This is a genomic window from Pedobacter sp. D749 (assembly GCF_019317285.1).
Taxonomy (GTDB): Bacteria; Bacteroidota; Bacteroidia; order Sphingobacteriales; family Sphingobacteriaceae; genus Pedobacter.
Genome location: NZ_CP079218.1, coordinates 5,135,555 through 5,154,465, shown reverse-complemented (window position 1 = coordinate 5,154,465; position 18,911 = coordinate 5,135,555). Strand labels below are relative to the sequence as shown.

Here is an 18,911-nt window from a genome sequence, read left to right as displayed (position 1 = left end):
AGACCTGCGGCATCTATTTAAAATTCCTTCCTACATGAAAAGCATCTTTAGCTTCCTTGTTTACCTCCTCCCTTACCTGCGTTCGTTTATTTTGTGCCGGGTAAGGTGCAGTTTTTTCATCACTCCGCGATAAGGTCAATACAGGCAGATCATCAGCCTCACGCTGCAATAACTTGCCAAGCATTTTGGTAAAATCAAAACACTTACTCACAATCACATGCACCACCTGGCCCTCACGTTGCAGGCGTCCTTCCACCATCAGCAGCCGTGAATGCAGAATTTCCTTTCGGTAAGTCTCAAAAAGCTTTTCAAATACCACCAGGTTAGTATAACCGGTTTCATCCTCAATCGTGATAAAACATACTCCGCCGGCGGTACCTGGCCGTTGCCGTACCAATACCAAACCTGCAACTTTTACCAGTTGCCCCTCAGTGGCCTCATTATTAATCGCAAAGCAAGACCGGATACGTAGCATATCCAGTTGATCCCGTACAAAACTCACCGGATGCGCCTTTAACGATAATCCAACTGTAGCATAATCCTGTACCACATGTTCACCTTTTCCCATTAGCGGTAGCTCTACCTGCGTTTCTAAAATACTTTCCGATGGCTGCCCCTTAAATAGTGCTGTTGGCATATCCTGCAGTGCTGAAACTTCCCATAGTGCTTTTCTACGGTCAAGTCCCATCGACCGGAAAGCATCTGCATCGGCCAGGCGTTCGAGCGTAGCAAGTGAAACACCTGCATCTCTAAGTCCGGTAATGCTGCGGTAACCATTGCCCCGGCATGAAACCAAAACTTCCATTTCTTCTTCACGAATGCCTTTAACCTGGCGAAAGCCCAATCTGATTGCAAAATACTTAGTCAATTTTTCCTCCAAAAGGTTATTCCACGAAGAATAATTTACATCCACCTCCCGTACTTCAACACCGTGTTTCTGCGTATCAATTACAATCTGTGCAGGCTGGTAAAATCCCATGGGCATACTATTTAACAAAGCAGCTGCAAAGGCATCCGGATAATAATGCTTTAACCAGCAAGACACATATACCAGTAGTGCAAAACTCGCTGCATGGCTCTCCGGGAAGCCATAACTGCCAAATCCTTCTAACTGTTTAAAAATCCTTTTGGCAAAATCTAAAGAATAGCCTTTGGCCAGCATCCCGCTAATAAGTTTCTCTTCATACTGGTTTACCAGTCCCTTAAATTTAAAAGTGGCCATACTTCGCCTCAAGCCATCTGCTTCAGCAGGGGTAAAGCCTGCCGCCACAATTGCAATCTTCATGGCCTGCTCCTGGAACAGCGGTACCCCCAATGTCCGGCCTAATATTTCTTCCAGTTCGGGCGAAGGATACACCACCGGCTCTTCGCCATTCCGCCTGCGTAAGTACGGATGCACCATATCGCCCTGTATCGGGCCTGGCCTAACAATAGCCACCTCTATCACAAGGTCGTAAAAACACTTTGGCCTTAACCTGGGTAACATCGACATCTGCGCACGGCTCTCAATCTGGAATACCCCTAAAGTATCGGCCACACTGATCATCTTATACACCTCAGGATCATCCTCGGGAATATTGGCCAGAGTAAGTTTCCTTTCATAATGATCGCGGCATAAATCAAATGCTTTGCGGATACAGGTTAGCATCCCCAAAGCCAGAACGTCTACCTTTAAAAAGCCTAAAACATCAATATCATCTTTATTCCATTCAATGTTGGTACGATTTTCCATCCTGGCATTCAAAATAGGGCAGAGGTCGGTTAATTTACCCTGTGTTACCACAAATCCTCCGGTATGTTGTCCTAACTGCCTGGGGAATCCCATCATCTGCGCCGTTAACTCAAGGGTCTTTTTCAGGTGCGGGTCTTCCGGGTTCAATCCCTGTTCAACTACGCGTTTACCCTCAAACCATTCATCTGTATATTCCCATAACGAGCCCGAAAGCCTGTTGATCGTATCTACGGATAAACCCATTGCCTTGCCCACATCGCGCACCGCACCCTTTTGGTGTTGCTGGGTAACCGTGGCCACAATGGCCGCACGATCCCGCCCGTACTTATCATAGATATACTGGATAATTTCTTCCCGGCGTTCATGTTCAAAATCTACATCAATATCGGGCGGTTCGTTGCGTTCAGAAGAAATAAAGCGCTCAAAAAGCAGCTCAAATTTCATGGGGTTTACCGAAGTAATGCCTAAACAATAACAGATGGCCGAATTGGCGGCAGAACCACGGCCCTGGCATAAAATGCCCCGGCTGCGTGCCTCGCGTACAATGTCTTCCACAAAAAGAAAATAATTGGCATAATCCATCTTTTTAACGAATTCCATTTCATAACGCACTGTATTCACCACTTTTTCAGGAATAACCTCACCATACAACGCATGCGCCCCTTTCCAGGTCAGGCATTCCAGCTCCTCCAGTGGTGGCCTGCCGCTCTTGTTAATTTCTTCGGGGTAAACGTATTTCAGCTCATCCAATGAGAAAGTACAGGCTTCAGCAATGGCCAGCGTATTTTTTATCGCCTCAGGATAACGTCTAAAAAGCCGCTTCATTTCATCTACCGGCTTCATGTAACGTTCTGCATTCTGGTGCAAACGAAACCCGGATTCTTCAATCGTGCACTTTTCACGTACACAGGTTAATACATCCTGGAGTTCCCTTCGCGTAGGATCATGGTAATGTACATCTCCGGTTGCCACCATCTTAAGCCCGTACCTGGAAGAAAGCTGCGCAATCCTGTAAATCAGTTTATCATCATTCCCTGAATAACTTCTTGTGGCGCCTGCATAAAGCTGGTTACCCAAAGCCTCGCGGTATTCTGCTACCGCAGCAATAAAACTATCCTCAAAAGAAAACTGCCTGTTCAAAACACCAGGCATCACTACCGTAAAAATTAATCCTTTCGAATGTGCATACACATCTGCACGCGAGAGGTGGCATGAACCTTTTTCTGCACGCATATTGCCCAGAGTAAGCAGTGCAGATAATCGCCCGTAAGCTTTCCGGTCAGTCGGGTAAGCGAGTAAACTCGGGCCATCCAGTAAATCAAGCCTGCAGGCGGGAATAATCGCAATGTCTTTTTCACGGGCTGCGGCATGTGCACGTACAATGCCTGCCAGTGTATTCCGGTCGGTAATGGCAATCTTTTCATAACCAAAAGCCGCAGCCTGCGCTACCAGTTCGTGCGGATGCGATGCCCCGCGCAGAAAGCTAAAATTAGAAGTTATCTGCAACTCACTATATCCCATAACCTAATTTTTTAAGCAAAAAATCCATGTATAAACCATTTAAACTGCTTTTCGCTGTCATAATGCCCTGACCGGAACAACCAGTACCTGCGGCCCTGCTCATCCTCAACCTGGTAATAATCACGGTGTTCTCCCTCATCCAGCCACCACTCGCGCTCAATCCGCTCGGGGCCATCCGCTTTTACCACTTGGTGCTGAACGCCCTTATATATAAAAAACCTTGGTGGATGATCGGGGATAAGCGCCATTACTTCAATGGCAACAGGGGCAGGGAGCAGCTCGGTTGGCCTGGGCATATCTAAACGCCAATCGGCAGTCGGCTTTTCAGTAAGCAAAAAAGTGTTTTTTACCGATCGCTCCGGCCAGTAACGTGTAGCAGGCAGATAGCGGTGAATTACCTGCGGGCCAACCTTTCCGGCCACACGGTCCAGTAGCCTGATCACGCTCTGGTCATCCAATCCGGGTTTTGCAGTCCAGATGGCTTCCTGCTCCTGCGCTACATCATCAACTTTGGGCACATCTAAAATAAACAGCTCGATCCCCAGGCCCGGGCGCAACTGGTCTATCTTCAATTTAAAAAGCTTTAGTAAATGACTTACATTATGGCTTGCTGCGTTTGTACCTATCGCTACCTGTACCAATTGCCCATCAAGCCGATAACCCGTTAAAACACCTTTGCGAAGGCCTTTGCCCTCTGCCTGTAGCTTAGTACAAAGCCCCTCCAATAATTTTGAAATCGCAATTTCAATCGCCGTCCGTGTTCTGATTGGCTCTAAACAGGGAAGTCTTTCCTGGAAAGCCACCGGCACCTGCACAGGTACTAAAGTTTCCTGTTCAGTTCCAAGTGCCTGCGCCAGGCGCAATAAAAAACCTTCGCCAAAACGCCTGCGCAAAACAGACCGTGGCATGCCGATAAAACTCTTGATCTGGTAAAAACCAAGCTTACGCAGTTTAGCCAGTACAGGTTCTTCTAAACGCAAGGCCTCTGGTACTAAAGGAAGTAAAGCCTCCGCATGTGTACCGCTTGGCACCAAAGGTGTAACTTTCCCATACCTCGATACTGCCCAGGCAGCACCAGGCGTATCGGCAATGGCCAGCCTTACGGTATAACCCTTACTTTTTAACCTCGAAACAATTTCTTTTATATATTCGCGCTCGCCGCCCCAAAGGTGCGGGCAGCCGCTTACCTCCATCAACAATCCATCTTTGCCGAATTCATCTATAGCTACAACAGGCGCATAGCGGATACACCATTCTGCAAGTCCGCGTAATAGTTTTTCACACCTGTCTGGCTTATCATCAAGCACCTCCAAACCCGGGCAGATAGCCTTGGCATCTGCGGCACGCATGCCCTGTTCAATTCCGGCTTCTGCTGCCAAATGGCTTACCGCCGTGATCATCATCCGGCCATGATCGGGCGCTGCAAATACAAAGGGAACTGCAGAGAGTTCAGGACGGCGGATCAGCTGCCAATCTGCCAAGAGCTGGCGAAACCATATGGACATAAAACGCCTTTGCATATCTTTTACCCAATCTGCCTGTTCTCATCTGCGCTCCAGCCATCTTGCTGCAATACCCTTTTTACTTCTAAAAAGCCTGTACCAGCCCATTCCATTACCCAGTTTCCCGGCACCCCGTTTCTTACTTTCAGCAGGTTGACCTGCCAGCGAGGAAAACCAAGGCCCGGCATGCCCTCTTCCAAAACACTCGGCAAGGGGCTAATCTGCCATCGGGCAGTAGCAATGGTACTGGCCATCCTTCGCGCATCTTTGCGCAGGATAAATCCGGTAACACCGCTTTCTTCCACTGCAAGTTGCAATCTTCTCGATTCAACCAGGCTCAGGGCATCAACCTCGGCCACCACGGCAGCTAAGCCCTCACATCGCAATGCTTCCTCCATAATCCAAAGGGCATCATTTTCTGTATCAACATCCATAAAAATGATCCGTTCAGGCGCTACATTAAAAGCGCTTAGTGCTGCCGGGAATAAACGCCTGGCCGTACTTATCCATATGCAGGCCGCTCCATCTTTCATTAAAGCAGCAAGCAGCCCGGCAATAAAGCCATCGCTCGCAGCGGCATCTTCCGGAAAAACAGTAATAAACTCGTGGATAGCCCGTTTTGGAAATACACTACCGGGAAAAGCATCTTCAATCGCACCAAGGCCAATCCGCTCCGCCTTACCGGCAGCAACAGGCTTAAAGCCCTGCCACATCAAGATATCTTGTTGCAGTTTGTATACCAATTCGCTTTTAGTCCCCATCTTAATTGCTAAAATTATTAGCTATTTTAATTTGCTTTTATAATTGAACAACAAACATAATACTAAAATTGTTAGCAAAAAACGAAATGTGGAAAAGATTGGTGTTTAGTTGAGAAAAGCCTTGTAAGAGTAGAGCCTAAAAAGGTTTTGGCCAGGTTGGTAACAGAGGGAAGATTTTAGGTTACTGTATTTATTTAACAGTGCTTAGTGTTCGTTTCACCACGGTAACCAACGGTTTTACCACATTAATGCTGGGATTTAATGGCGTGCCTAATTTATCCTCTTAAAATGAAGCGCAAGCATTTCGGGTCTCACGTCCTTTGCAAGTTACAGGTCTCATGGTAAAAATATCTTTTGTAAATCATCCAGATCTAAAAAAATGAGTTTAATAATTCAAAAGAAACTTAGTATTAATTTATCCCCCTTTGAAATATGTAGTCGAGAAATCAGTCTGCGAGGACCAAAAGGGGCGAAGCATCTTTGAGAGGGTTTATCGTAAAAGCAAATTGGATTGCCTGCCTCATTAAAGTATAACATTAAATCACAGTCATTCGCTTTTAATCAAAGGAGCAGAACTATATTATCTATCGATAAACACAATTATATCAAGATATGCCACTCTCGATGGATGTTGACCAAAAGATAACGAATCGCAAGCTGAAAAGCACTATAAAACAACTAAATTTTGCAAGCAAATCAGCTGTTATTGTAGAGCTTTCGGAATACAGCAACAATTATTTTATCCTCTGATTCCTTGCCTTTAAAGAGACCACTTACCTTTGAGCCAACACTTAGTAAACCACCAATAATCTTTAAAGTTGTTGAGCCAGCAGTTAGGGCAAGTGCTGCTAATGACAATCCCGGGCCGATTACTCCAGCCGAATCACCAAGGAATTTGTTAAGTTTATGGTTTTCGCTCTGGTCATTTTCTATAATCTCGTTAACCAGTTTTTTTGAAAATTCATCAAAGATTAAATCAGCATGAAACGCATTACCTTCAGTGAATTTATTTCTCAGTTTAAGATAGAATGATCTCTTGTCAGCTACTATTTTTGCATAGTCCGCCAACGGCAGGTTCATCAACATGTTGAATTTAGTTTCCGTTAAGAGCCGCTCAGACATCAGCCCAGAAAGTATTGCTTTATAAGCATTCTCTCCCTCATCTCTCCGTACAAGAGTTGTTGCTTCTAGCTTTTCCTTTACAACTTTATTGTACTCCTCTTTACTCTCTGCTATAGTGAAGGGTTGAAACTTACATTTTTCGGCGATAGAAAGAACACTTAATATACTCATCAAATCTGGGGTTAATTCTAAGCTGTCCCCAGATTTTTCAATAAATTTTTTCGTTTCCTCATTCCAGGAGAGTGGATGTGGAATAATAACCAAACGTCCACTGCTTGCAAGATCGAGACAATTAACGAGTTGACTGGCCAAAGACCCTAGAAGTGCTAAATTAATTTTCGCAGGTGTTTTCTTTACAAGTATACGTTCGTAGAGAAAGTCTAAAAGGATTACCCTGTCTCCAATCAAAAAACCAGTTTTTAAAGCAAGTTCAAGATCATCCACAGCCCCAAAAAGGCACGATTGTAATTGGGTGTCAACTCTGTTTGATACTACCTCCAAAGAATGCTGTGATTCCTCCCATAATTCAGAGAGCCTGGTTTTAAGTTTAATTACATCTTCTTCGGCAATCAATTCAGGAAGAAAAATATGATTGCCTTTCGAATCGGTTTCAATTCTCAGACAATCCCTCAAAATATTGATGTAGCCTATAGTAAAAGAATTGTAATGCGCGGTCATTTCTAAAAACTATATGTACAAGGTGTAATAATCATTTTATCAATTCTCTTAGTGGTTATCTCCCACGATTCTTTTGGACAGGAGCGGATAAACCCGCGTAGGCTTTTTTCTCTATTGAATTTCAAGCATTGCGCACGTATTACGCAGGCAATCGTGTCGAGATCCTGCTTGTTATCATCATCCGCATTTACGGCGAAATCCATAACAGCATACCATACATCTTCTGGTAATTTGGTATCGCACAGCCTCTCAAAGTGAAACATGTTATCACTCCAAAGTAAACCATTCTCAATGCTTAGTGATATAATCACGTGCTTCCAAAAACTGGTTTTGCTTATATCCCAAAGGAACTCAATATAATCAGCGATATAATCTTCTTGGAACCGGCGGACGCTTACGTTTAAATCAATCTTCCGTTCGCTCATTGCATCGACGATCTGCTTGGCGTCAACCTTACTCAATGCCTTTAACTCCCTGTGGATATTCTCAATATCCAGGTCATTGTCAATTTGACTAAGGAATTCATCTCTTTCTTCGTTGGTCATTTGTTTTACTAATTAATGGCTAAAATAAAAGAAATCTGTTGTAAGTTCCATATTATATAAAAGTAAATGGTTTTATAAAAATGTTTCAATTATTGAAACATTTGAAACATCTGGTAAAAGGCAATACCATTTACTGCCAAAATTTTTCTTATCAACACTAATTGCCTCACATAGTGTCATTTGAAGTCAGATTTAGTATATGTGAATATTTTTAGCCATTTACATCTAAGATTTTACCGATTTTTGTATTATTATTATATTAATATCATTATTCTGATACTATTGATATCAACGCCTAGTATATAATAATTAGGCATTTAAATAAGATTCTTAATGAAAATAAGTTTTAGTGGCCACGAAACCTTTGTTTGCCGCCAGTTCTGGCTAAAGAAAGGTTACGAGCATATATTAGCAAATAGATCGTTCAACGATGAGGATGCCGTGGTGCATTTAGGGGTGGGTAAGAATATGACGACCGCTATTAAATTTTGGCTACGTGGATTTAATATTGTTGACGAGGCGGATCAAATCACAGAGCTTGGTACAAACCTGCTCGAACGTTACGATCCCTATTTGGAAGACACTGCAAGCTTATGGCTTTTGCATTATGCCGCTATCAAAAATGAAAAACTTTTTATTTTCAATACTTTCTTCAATCAGTTTTTGAAAGAGAAAAATGAATTTACAAAGCCACAGCTAATAGCGTATTTAAAACGTAAAACAGAGGAAAGTGGTTTTAAGCACTTTAGCGATAAAACATATGATTCTGATGCTAATGTTTTCTTACGGACTTACAATAGGTCTAACGATGGCAAAGCCGATGTAGAAGAAGAAACAGCAAATCTTTTAGTAGAGTTAAATCTAATTCGCCCATTTACAAGAGTAGCCTTAGATGGAAAAACATCAGTGCAATGGTTTAGGGTAATGAGAGAAAGCAGAGATGACCTCCCACAAGAGATTTTAGCATTTACCATTCTAGATACTTACGGAACGGAGGCAAAATCAATATCATTTAAAGATTTATTGGAAGGGGTGAATTCCCCAGGAAACATATTCTGCATGACAGAAAAAGGATTGGAAGAAAAGTTAATGGAGTTGGCTAGCATCTGGCCTAATGATTTTAACTATAACGAAACAGCAGGCAATAGGGTACTACAAATTAAACAAGAAATGAATAAGTGGGAGGTATTAAATCAATATTATGGTTAAGCATTTTTCACCTTCTCAAAATATATTACTAAACAACTTTGATGTTGCAGATTATATCATCACGCCCAATACCCAAGAGGTATTTGACGCCTTAATTAGCAATTATGCATCTGGTGTAAGGTCAATCAATTTAATCGGCGCTTATGGCACGGGTAAATCGACATTTTTAAATGCCTTAAATTATCATTTAAACGAAGAAAAAGTTTTTGTCGACACTAAAAATTGGAAGAAATATAAACGGTTTGATTTCATCAAGCTTGTTGGCAACTACGACTCTATTATCGATAATGTTGCCCATGTTATAGGTTCTTCAAGCAACAAGCCATCTGTGCTGATCAATGAATTGGAGAGCCTGATTAAGGCATCTAATACCGAAGGTAGAGGGTTATTCTTCATCATTGATGAGTTTGGAAAGTTCTTAGAATATGCCTCGGCTAATGGAGCAGAAAAAGAGCTTTACTTCTTACAACAAATTGCAGAGTTAATTAACAATACCGAATATGAGGCTGCATTCATTACTACCTTACACCAAGATTTTTCTGCTTACGCAGCCAGTTTAAATGCTACGCAACGCAATGAGTGGACTAAAGTTAAAGGTCGTTTTAAAGAGCTAACCTTTAATGAGCCAGTAGAGCAGTTGCTGTTACTGGCAAGTAAAAGAATTGCTGCTTCACCTGGCGCAGGTGAAATTAAGAACATTGAAAGTTTAATCGAAATCATCGCTTCGGCAAAAGCTTTTTCACTTAAAGCTTATTTCGATCAAAAAAATGCCAATAGCATTTATCCGTTAGATTTGTTATCAGGCAGCATCTTAGCTTTGGCATTACAACAATATGGACAAAATGAACGTTCACTGTTTACCTTTTTAAATACCGACAGTTTTTACGGCTTGGGTGAGTTTGACTCAAAACGCCAAAACTTCTACGCCGTATCAAATGTGTACGATTACCTGAATTACAATTTATATTCTTACTTAAACTCAAAAGCAAACATCCATTACAGCAAATGGGCTGAAATTAAAAATGCTTTGGAAAGAGTGGAGGGCGAAGTAGAAGAACAAGACCACATTCTTTACCAAACCATTATTAAAACCATTGGGCTACTAAATATTTTCAGTCACGCTGGTGCCAAGCTAGATGACAAGTTTTTGGTAGCCTATGTCGAATTAACTGGTAAACTCACAGGCGCTGCAGATGCTTTATTGAATCTACAACGCAAAAATCTGCTCGCCTATAATAAATATTCACACCGTTTCTTTTATTCAGAGACTACCATCGTAAATATTGATGATGCCATTGCAGAGGCAGGATTAGAAATTAGCAGAGCCAACAACATTGTCAGTTTCTTAAATGGTTACTTACCATTGGCACCAGTAGCTGCCAAAAGAGCTTATTACGAAAAGGGTACACCAAGAACATTCGAATATAAAATTTCTGATGCACCTTATACCGCATCAAAACCGAAAGGTGTAATTGATGGCTTCATTAATCTGATCTTTAACGAAAACATTAAAGAATCGGAAATTGTAAAAGCATCAACAGAAAACGACCAAGCCATTCTTTACGCGCATTTCTTAAGGGTGGGCGATATTCAACACGCGATTGAAGAAATTGAAAAAGCTAAAATTGCAAAGGCAAAATATCCTAATGATAAAATTATCCAAAGAGAGTTAAGTGCTGTAGAGGAAATACAAAAGAATTTATTGAACTATTACCTCTATGAAGGCTTTTATGATGCCACTTCTGTAAAATGGTATTACAGAGGAGAAACAATAAAGTTTAATAACAGCAAGAATTTCAACGCATTCTTATCTGTTATTATTGATGAAGTATATCCCCTCACCCCGAAATTCATAAGTGAGTTAGCTAATAGGAGTAAATTATCTGGAACAATCGCAGCTTCACGTAGAACTTTAATTGACGCCATAATAGGGAATGAAAAGGAAGAAGGTTTAGGGATCGAAGGTTTTCCACCGCAAAAAAGTATTTACCTGTCCTTATTAAAACAAACAGGCATCCACCAGGCTACAGAAAATGGTTGGGCTTTGAAAGAGATTAACGATGCTGCTTTAGATCATAACGGTTTTATGCCATTATTTGCTGCATCTAACGATTTTGTAAGTAGCACCAAAGGCGCAAAAAGAAGCATCGAAGAGTTCTATGAGCAATTATCAGAAGCCCCTTATAAGCTCAAAAAAGGTTTCCTAGACTTTTGGATTCCAATCTACCTCATTATGAAAACTGATGATTTCGCGTTGTATGGTACCAATGGTTTTATCCCTGAAATCGATTCAGAAATATTGGAGTTAGTGGTTAAAAATCCGCATCAGTATACTATAAAAGCTTATGACACGGATGGAATCAAAGTACGTTTATTTAATCAATACCGAGAGCTACTTGCCCTAGGGGAAACGGAAAAAACCTCTAACGAGGCATTTATTAAAACCATTGTTCCTTTCTTTAAATTTTATAGAGATTTAAAACCTTACGTTCAAAAAACTAAAAACCTAAGCAAAAGAACGCTTGCTGTGAGGAATGCATTAACCAATGCAACAGAGCCAGAGAAATTATTTTTTGAAGATTTCCCAAGTGCACTTAATTATGATTTAGTGCAGTTAAGCAATAATCCCGAACTGTTAAGCAACTACAACGCAGACCTGCAAGAATGCATCAGGGAACTGCGCAATGCTTACAATGAATTGCTAAATAAGTTTGAAGGGATTATTAATGGCCTTTGGAATGAGGATTACGATTTTAACACCTATACCGAAAAGCTAAGGGCTCGCTACCAAAAATCTTTAAAGCAATATTTGCTGCTTCCATACCAGAAGACCTTCTATGATCGGTTATGTTCGCCATTAGATGATAGAGCTGCTTGGTTATCTTCTGTAGCACAAGCCACCGTGGGTAAAACGCTCAACCAGATTACGGATAAAGAAGTAGAAAGCCTTCAGGAACGTTTTCGTTCGCTTATTCACGAATTGGATAATTTAAACGATATGGCTTTGCAAAAAGTAAATCTTGAGGAGGAAGATGTTTTTAAATTTGAACTCACTACACCTGGTAGCGGTTCTAACCATAAAATTATCCGCATGCCTAAAACACAGGATGCTCAATTTCAATATTTGGAAAGCGGAATGTCAGATTTAATGGAGAAAGCAAATAAAAGTACAAAAATTGCTATCTTGGCTAAAATGCTCAAACAAGTTTTAGATGACGAAGGAAAATAACCAGGTAAGGCATGTATTAGGGATTTCAGGAGGCAAAGATAGTGCTGCACTTGCCATTTACATGAAAGAACTGTATCCGCAGATGGATATTGAATTTTACACCTGCGATACCGGAAAAGAACTGGAAGAAACTTACCAGCTCATCCGTAACCTCGAGTCTAAATTGGGCGTGAGCATTCATAAACTATATGCAAAAGAGGGTGACAAAGGAAACCCTTTCGATTTTTACCATAACTTATATGGCGGTTATCTACCCTCATCAAACGCCAGATGGTGTACCCAGAAATTAAAGATCGAACCTTTCGAAAATTACATTGGCACTACACCTGTAATCTCCTATGTAGGAATTCGTGGGGATGAGGAAAGGGAAGGTTATATATCAACAAAACCACATGTACAATCCATTTTTCCTTTTAGAGAAAATATCTGGAGCGAAGAGGTAATTGGCAAAGTATTAAAGAACGAGAACCAACAAAAACTTTTGAGCTTATATAAAGAGTTTTTAACTTCGAATCTCTACCAGCGTGCTATCGATATTATTAAAACACCTTTATCCCTATCTTACAGTCAAAACCAAAAGTTAAAGGCTTTAATGGGCTTAGGTATCAAGGAATTTAATCATGTAGCTTTTCAATCATTAAAAGATAGCCAGTTGCCAATTGCATTGGTAGATGATTTCCCTTTGTTAGATAATGAATCCATTCTCATTCGTGATGACATTTTTAGAATCTTACGCGAAAGTGGGGTAGGCGTGCCGGCTTATTATGAAGAGATTCCTTACGAAGTAAACGGGCAAATAGGTAAATACAACCGCAGTCGTTCAGGCTGTTTCTTTTGCTTTTTCCAACGTAAAATAGAATGGGTTTGGTTGTATGAGCAAAACCCTGCTAAATTCTTTCTGGCCGTAGAGTATGAAAAAGACGGCTACACCTGGATGCAAGATGAACGTTTAGAAGAATTAATCAATCCGGAAAGGATTAAACAGATAAAAGAAGAATTTTTAACCAAACAACAAAACGCTGCCAAAAATTATCGCTCTAACAAACTCATTGATATATTGGATGCAGAGGAAGAAGGTTGTTTAGCTTGCTTTGTTTAGGAAAAAAATATGCTAGAGAGTGACGATTTTCGGTTTATCCTACATTTACATACAACTTCAAGACAGCTTTATGTTTGTTCTGAGCTTATAAAAATTCTTGGTGTCGCTCAACTTCCGAAAAGCATAGTGGATAACAAAATAATTAATTGGAGCATAACAGAGGAACAGATCAATCAAACATATAATAAGAGCAGAGGTAAACTTACAGAAAATGGAAAAAAAACCACAGCACTAAGTCATTATTTTCAACTTTGCGAGTCCTTTGGACTCATTATTTCATTCAATCAAATTTACAGTAATTCTCGGATAGGAAATGTTTTATTTAACTTAAGTAGTATTAATTCAAAGGAAGGAAAATTACATCAAATTGAATTAAATTTTTATCTTTTTCAACTTTTAAAAATTGATGCTGATGGACTATTTTTAATTCTTGATTTCCTAGCAGAATTTGAAGAGATTAATCAGAAAAAATTACAGCAAAATTTTAAAAGGCTACTAAATGCCAGACTGCTTGCTAAACAACCTCACGCTTCAGCAACTGTTAAAATCATTATTAATGAAAGATTTAGAGCCATAAACTATATATGGAAAAGTGCTGAAAAATATGCCGAACACTTACTTATTCCTAGGTGTGAATGGCTAATTACAATTGGCATTTTGGAACAGAGAAGGGAGAAATCTTCGACACTGTATAAATTTACAGAGATAGGTAAAGAATTTTATGATAAAATCCCGATGATTACTGATTCATTGAAAGATATCAATGAAGACTGGTTATATTCAAATTATTTTTCACTACTGAACAACCTAGATAAAAAAAAAACAAGAGAAGATTTTTCCGACTTTTCAACAGAAAAGCAAATTGAGGAACTGGGGAAATATTTAGAGATAACATTTAGTGATATTAAAAGTAGCAGTTCTTTCAGGTTGCCGGTTTATGAGTCGTTATTATATATTTGTCTAAAAATGTTTGACGTTGACATTGTTATAAATTTCAAGGATATTATCGCTACATTAGAATTAGGGATTACCTATAAAAATAAAAACTATAGACTAAAAAATAATGGAAGACTTAACGAAAGCTATATCATAACTAGAGTAATATAAATGAAATTAAATTGTATAATAGATACATGCAGTTGTATTATATTAAGTCAACCTGTTTTCGGGCGAAAAACACTACTCAAACACTTTCATCAAAAAGCAATTCTTAATTATTCGCACGAAGTTAGTCTAGAGATTAATGATCATATGAATAAAATAAATTGGCCGGATCTTAAAAATAGGAAATTGAAACCGTCACGATTTTCAATAAATGATTATGAGGTTAAGATGTTAGGTAAAACACTTATATCCCGTAAGAAGAAGGAAGATAGGGGCGAAACAGATAATTTTTTGTTGAGCGTTGACCTCATTCACCATAGTCATACTAAAGGCTTGGTGGTTTTTCTAACGGATGATCAAAAGGCGGTTGGTGGTTTTTTGAATGACTGGCTCCCAGCTTTTCCTACTATCAAACTTTGGAGCTCATATGAGGTAATTTTATTTTTGTACGCGGAAAAAATTATACCTTCGAAAGATATCGCCGTTGAACTTATTAAAGAAGTAATTGCTTTTTCTGCACCCAAACCAGCAGAACGCAGCGTTGATACAGCGCAAAAATTATTATCGATATTAAGATTTTATAATAAAAAAATTGAATTGGTGAGCCAAATTATCCATTAACATATGACAAGTTTAGAAGCCTTAAATTTAAGGTACAATCCATTTTCTGACACAACACCATCGAAAGGTAGCGACAGACTTATTTGGGCAGACATGCATGCCGTTAAGTCTAAATTGGAAAGTAGTTATGCTGACTGTATTGAAAATGATTCGAAACAGCTCATCTTAAATTGGGGGCCGTACGGCGGAGGAAAGACCTTTAGTGCCTATTATTTCTTAAATAAATATGCTGAAGATGCAAATCTATGTCATATTTACCTCCGATGCCCAAAAGATGGAGCAAAAGCTACAGACGAACTTTTTAAGGGAATAATTGACGAGTTGTCCTTTGAATTCATAAACAGCCACATTAGTGCTCTCATTAACGAAAAAGGTTCTGAAGCCCTAATTAAATATTTGACGCCAAAAGCGGGAAGGGAGTATGCAAATGCCATTATCCTCCTGGGTTCAACTGATGATGACATAAAAAATCTGATGAACCGATTTATGTATTCAGGACTCACTAAGACCGAACTCAAAAAGCTTAATCTTCCAAAAGACATACAAACAGATGCAGATTCGATAAAATTTTTAACTGGACTTCTTTCATGTTTTTCAATTGACAATGGAAAAGTTGTTATTTGGCTTGATGAGATGGAAGATTTAATTTATTTTGCTCCAAAACATTATAAAGCATTCTCACAAATATTAAGAGATTTAACAGATCATGTCTCACCAGGGTTTTTGATATTTCTCAACTTTACTATGGCTGAGGCAGAGGAAACAACAATTGAATTAATTTTAGGAGGTGCTCTCTGGTCGAGAATCACAAGAAAGATTAGGTACACCAATTTTACTAAAGAGAATGGTGTCAGTTATGCTAAAGAATTATTGAATCACGCCAAAATCGACCAAGGCACTGTTGCCCCAATTGATGAGAATGTACTTAATTTGGTTTTAGACTTTATTGCTAATAATCACTTGACACCGCGAGAAATTAACAAGCATTTAAGCTCATTAATAGGTTACGCGAGAACCCAGGATGCTTCAATTATAGATAATGCTATTTTTGATACATGGCTGACTGAATATGAAGAGGACAATTAATGGCGAGTTATTTTACGGTAAGCTATACTAATTCATTATTTAAGTTTTTGACTATCCACAGCATCTTTTAAATTTTTTATTGCTACCACAGTTACAGATTTCATTCCTGCCCTGTTGATTATCTGTTATTTTAGGAATTTTGCTTGAATTCATTTCGATAAAAATATTTAGCATGTCTATATCCTTATGGCCTTGAGGAAAATTATGGATCGCTATGGATTTCGCTTTTTCCGCGATGTCTATTGATTCTTGATATTTACCTTGAGCACTTTTAATTGTTGCTAATGTCGAGTAGGATTTTGAAAGTTCATGGTGGTTTTCGCCTAAGCCGAGTATTTCAACCCTTATCGCATTATTCTGGCAATCCACTGCTTCATGTAACTTCCCTTGATGTAGATATATACTTGCTAAGTTATTGTAGGATGCTCCAAGTTTATAATTGTCCTTTCCATGCTTTTTTTCCCTGCTTTCGATCGCCTGAAGTATTAACTTTTCTGCTTTGTGAATCTCACCATTTGAATGATATATGGCAGCCATATTGTTATATCCTTCATCAATTTGTGGATGATTTTCATCTAAAAGTCTCAATCTCATCTCAAAAGATTTTTTTTGATAATAGACAGCTTTTTTAATTTCACCCGTGTCATGCAGCATTAATGAGAGATTGTTGTAGCAAGAGGCGAGGTAGGGATGCTCAACTAACTCGCTACGTTCAGTGATACTTACCGCATGTGTCATGTATTTGATGGAGTTTGTCAAATCCCCTTGAATGCTATATAATAAGGATAGGTTGTTGAAGGCGCTTGCTAGCGCAAAAAAATCCAACTCTTCTTGTTTTTCTAGTATTGCTATTGATCTTAGCTGGTATTCAAAGGCTAAATCTATTTTTCCAATTGTTTTAGTTACAGATTGGAGATTGCCTAAAACAGTAGCCAATCCATCATGGTATCGATCTTCATCAGATTCGTAGAATTCTCTCGCCTTATGATAGTAATATGTAGCTTTTTTAAAGTTTCCATAGTCTTCATTTCTTAGACCAACTAAATTATAAAGCCCTGCTAGCTCCATTGTAATAGTAGTGAATGACTCTACAAATATCTCAGCATGATTAACAAATCTTCTTATTAGAAATGGATCCTTATCAAAATCAAGATTCAGTCGATCAAATAAACTTTGGTAAAGCTTCCAAGTTTGATGAATTGTAACCTCTTCCTTTTTTCGCACTACTTCCGAAATAACTTGATGCATTTGATAGCTTTCATCAATTTGACGCAACCATCCCAATTCAACTAATGAGGTTAATGTATCGAAAAAGTAATTGTCATGTTCGCCGATTTTAAGGAGATTTTTTAAATCATCATATGTAATGTACTCTGAAAATAGCACAGAAAAATTTAGTAAAAGCTGTTTTTGTTCACTTTGAAGGCCAGCCAGAGAGAATATCGCTAAAAGATACTCAAAATGCCGCATAGGTTTTTTGACCCAGTCGTGCTCAGTAGTTATGAGTGCAGTTTTAGGTATATCTATTCCGAATTCAGCAAGAGTTTGCAAGAGATATTGTAACGTAAATCTTCTTTTATTTGCTACCTTGCTAATGAGCTCAATTGTTAATGTATGATACCCGATAAAGGCGATAATTTTTTCAACTAGCTCATCGTTACTTTCAAGGCTATAAAAATGCTTAAAAAGAAGCTTTGCTTCATCTATGGTAAGGGAATCAAGTTCGATCATCTCGATGCCATCATAAATTTCTCTCGATGTCAGGATGACTGTCCAGTTGCTATTGCCAAAGAGTTTATCTATTAGAGGATGTAAATGCCTAGGACAATTGTCGATAATCAAGAAATTTTTGCCTGAAATATTGCATAATCTATTACTAATGATTTCTGCCCAATCGCTTTTTTCTCTATCATTATCTATGACAAGGTTCAAATTGGAAATTAGGGCTGAATGATTTAAGTATATATCTGCCAAAAGATTTCGATCATCATGCCTTTTTTCCTCAGTGTAGATATGGTCAAGCCACAATACATGGTCAAAACTGTCGAAAATGTTATTCAAGACAAGCTTAGCTACGGTTGTTTTCCCGATCCCCCCCAATCCATTTATAATTATAGGACTTTTCCCCCAAAAGATTTTATCCTTAATGATTTTTATTTCGCCATCTCGTCCGAAAACCTGGCTCTTATCAAGTTTTGGAATAAAGGTTAGTATTTTAGGATATTGGTCTTTGTCATAATAGTAATTTGGAAAATACTTTTTGCGGATAAAGGGAAACTCATTTATATATAAATTGAAATCGTCCCAACATATAAGGGAGACTTCGAAATCTTGCGTAAAGTTTAACTTTATGATCTTATCTTCAATGGAACTATATTTTCTTGTGGTGGTGGCGAAAATAATTTTGCTAAATTGAAATGGTAAAGATTTAACTAGATCAATTGTATTATCAATATCGTTAAGTAATTCTCTTTCAATGGTTTTGTCCGCTCTACTGAGTTTTTTCTTTTTAGCTTGTACAACTATACCGGTGCTTAATGAGTAGACATCTATCCCAAACTGAGCAGCACCTTTAGTTTTGTAAATCTGGAAATCATCTACCTTGTATTTTTCATTAAAAATATCCTTGCAGAATTCTTGAAAAACAAACTCATCATCAAGGACTGGAAACTGATAAAACATATGTAATAAGTTTTTTAAAC

General features: G+C 38.9%; 12 protein-coding genes. 6 read left to right on the top strand and 6 right to left on the bottom strand.

Features of this window, described 5'->3' with window-relative positions; translation table 11 throughout:
• Positions 1 to 13: 13 nt before the first annotated feature.
• The 5 genes from KYH19_RS21105 to KYH19_RS21085 all read right to left on the bottom strand — a co-directional run bounded on the left by KYH19_RS21105 (position 14) and on the right by KYH19_RS21085 (position 7,861).
• Positions 14 to 3,253, bottom strand: a complete 3,240-nt coding sequence (locus KYH19_RS21105) for an error-prone DNA polymerase (RefSeq protein ID WP_219076564.1) — start codon at positions 3,251 to 3,253, stop codon at positions 14 to 16.
• Positions 3,254 to 3,264: 11 nt separating this feature from the next.
• On the bottom strand, positions 3,265 to 4,758 hold the full coding sequence (locus KYH19_RS21100) for a DNA polymerase Y family protein (RefSeq protein ID WP_255562485.1): 1,494 nt from the start codon (positions 4,756 to 4,758) through the stop codon (positions 3,265 to 3,267).
• 20 nt (positions 4,759 to 4,778) lie between these two features.
• Positions 4,779 to 5,516 (bottom strand): ImuA family protein, encoded by a 738-nt coding sequence (locus KYH19_RS21095; protein ID WP_219076562.1) that lies wholly within the window; start codon positions 5,514 to 5,516, stop codon positions 4,779 to 4,781.
• A 696-nt stretch (positions 5,517 to 6,212) separates the two neighbouring features.
• Positions 6,213 to 7,316 carry a hypothetical protein gene (locus tag KYH19_RS21090; RefSeq protein ID WP_219076561.1) on the bottom strand — a complete coding sequence of 368 codons (1,104 nt, stop codon included), beginning with the start codon at positions 7,314 to 7,316 and terminating at the stop codon, positions 6,213 to 6,215.
• A gap of 2 nt (positions 7,317 to 7,318) precedes the next feature.
• On the bottom strand, positions 7,319 to 7,861 hold the full coding sequence (locus tag KYH19_RS21085) for a hypothetical protein (protein WP_219076560.1): 543 nt from the start codon (positions 7,859 to 7,861) through the stop codon (positions 7,319 to 7,321).
• A gap of 333 nt (positions 7,862 to 8,194) precedes the next feature.
• Between KYH19_RS21085 and KYH19_RS21080 the strand changes: the two genes are divergently transcribed.
• From KYH19_RS21080 to KYH19_RS21055, 6 genes are all read left to right on the top strand, one after another.
• Positions 8,195 to 9,070 carry a DUF4007 family protein gene (locus KYH19_RS21080; protein ID WP_219076559.1) on the top strand — a complete coding sequence of 292 codons (876 nt, stop codon included), beginning with the start codon at positions 8,195 to 8,197 and terminating at the stop codon, positions 9,068 to 9,070.
• Entirely contained in the window at positions 9,063 to 12,299 is a 3,237-nt protein-coding gene (locus KYH19_RS21075) for a hypothetical protein (RefSeq protein WP_219076558.1), read from the top strand. The genes KYH19_RS21080 and KYH19_RS21075 overlap by 8 nt, the downstream gene beginning before the upstream one ends.
• Positions 12,283 to 13,398 (top strand): phosphoadenosine phosphosulfate reductase family protein, encoded by a 1,116-nt coding sequence (locus KYH19_RS21070; protein WP_219076556.1) that lies wholly within the window; start codon positions 12,283 to 12,285, stop codon positions 13,396 to 13,398. The genes KYH19_RS21075 and KYH19_RS21070 overlap by 17 nt, the downstream gene beginning before the upstream one ends.
• Positions 13,399 to 13,407: 9 nt before the next feature.
• Entirely contained in the window at positions 13,408 to 14,505 is a 1,098-nt protein-coding gene (locus KYH19_RS21065) for a hypothetical protein (protein WP_219076555.1), read from the top strand.
• A 144-nt stretch (positions 14,506 to 14,649) separates the two neighbouring features.
• A complete protein-coding gene (locus tag KYH19_RS21060; RefSeq protein WP_219076553.1) occupies positions 14,650 to 15,123 on the top strand; it encodes a hypothetical protein in 474 nt (157 codons plus the stop codon).
• A 3-nt stretch (positions 15,124 to 15,126) separates the two neighbouring features.
• The gene (locus tag KYH19_RS21055) at positions 15,127 to 16,209 is read left to right on the top strand and encodes a hypothetical protein (RefSeq protein WP_219076552.1); all 1,083 of its coding nucleotides are present in this window, start codon (positions 15,127 to 15,129) and stop codon (positions 16,207 to 16,209) included.
• A 51-nt stretch (positions 16,210 to 16,260) separates the two neighbouring features.
• Here KYH19_RS21055 and KYH19_RS21050 read toward each other — a convergent pair whose 3' ends face one another.
• Positions 16,261 to 18,891 (bottom strand): tetratricopeptide repeat protein, encoded by a 2,631-nt coding sequence (locus KYH19_RS21050; RefSeq protein WP_219076550.1) that lies wholly within the window; start codon positions 18,889 to 18,891, stop codon positions 16,261 to 16,263.
• Between the last annotated feature and the right edge of the window lie 20 nt (positions 18,892 to 18,911).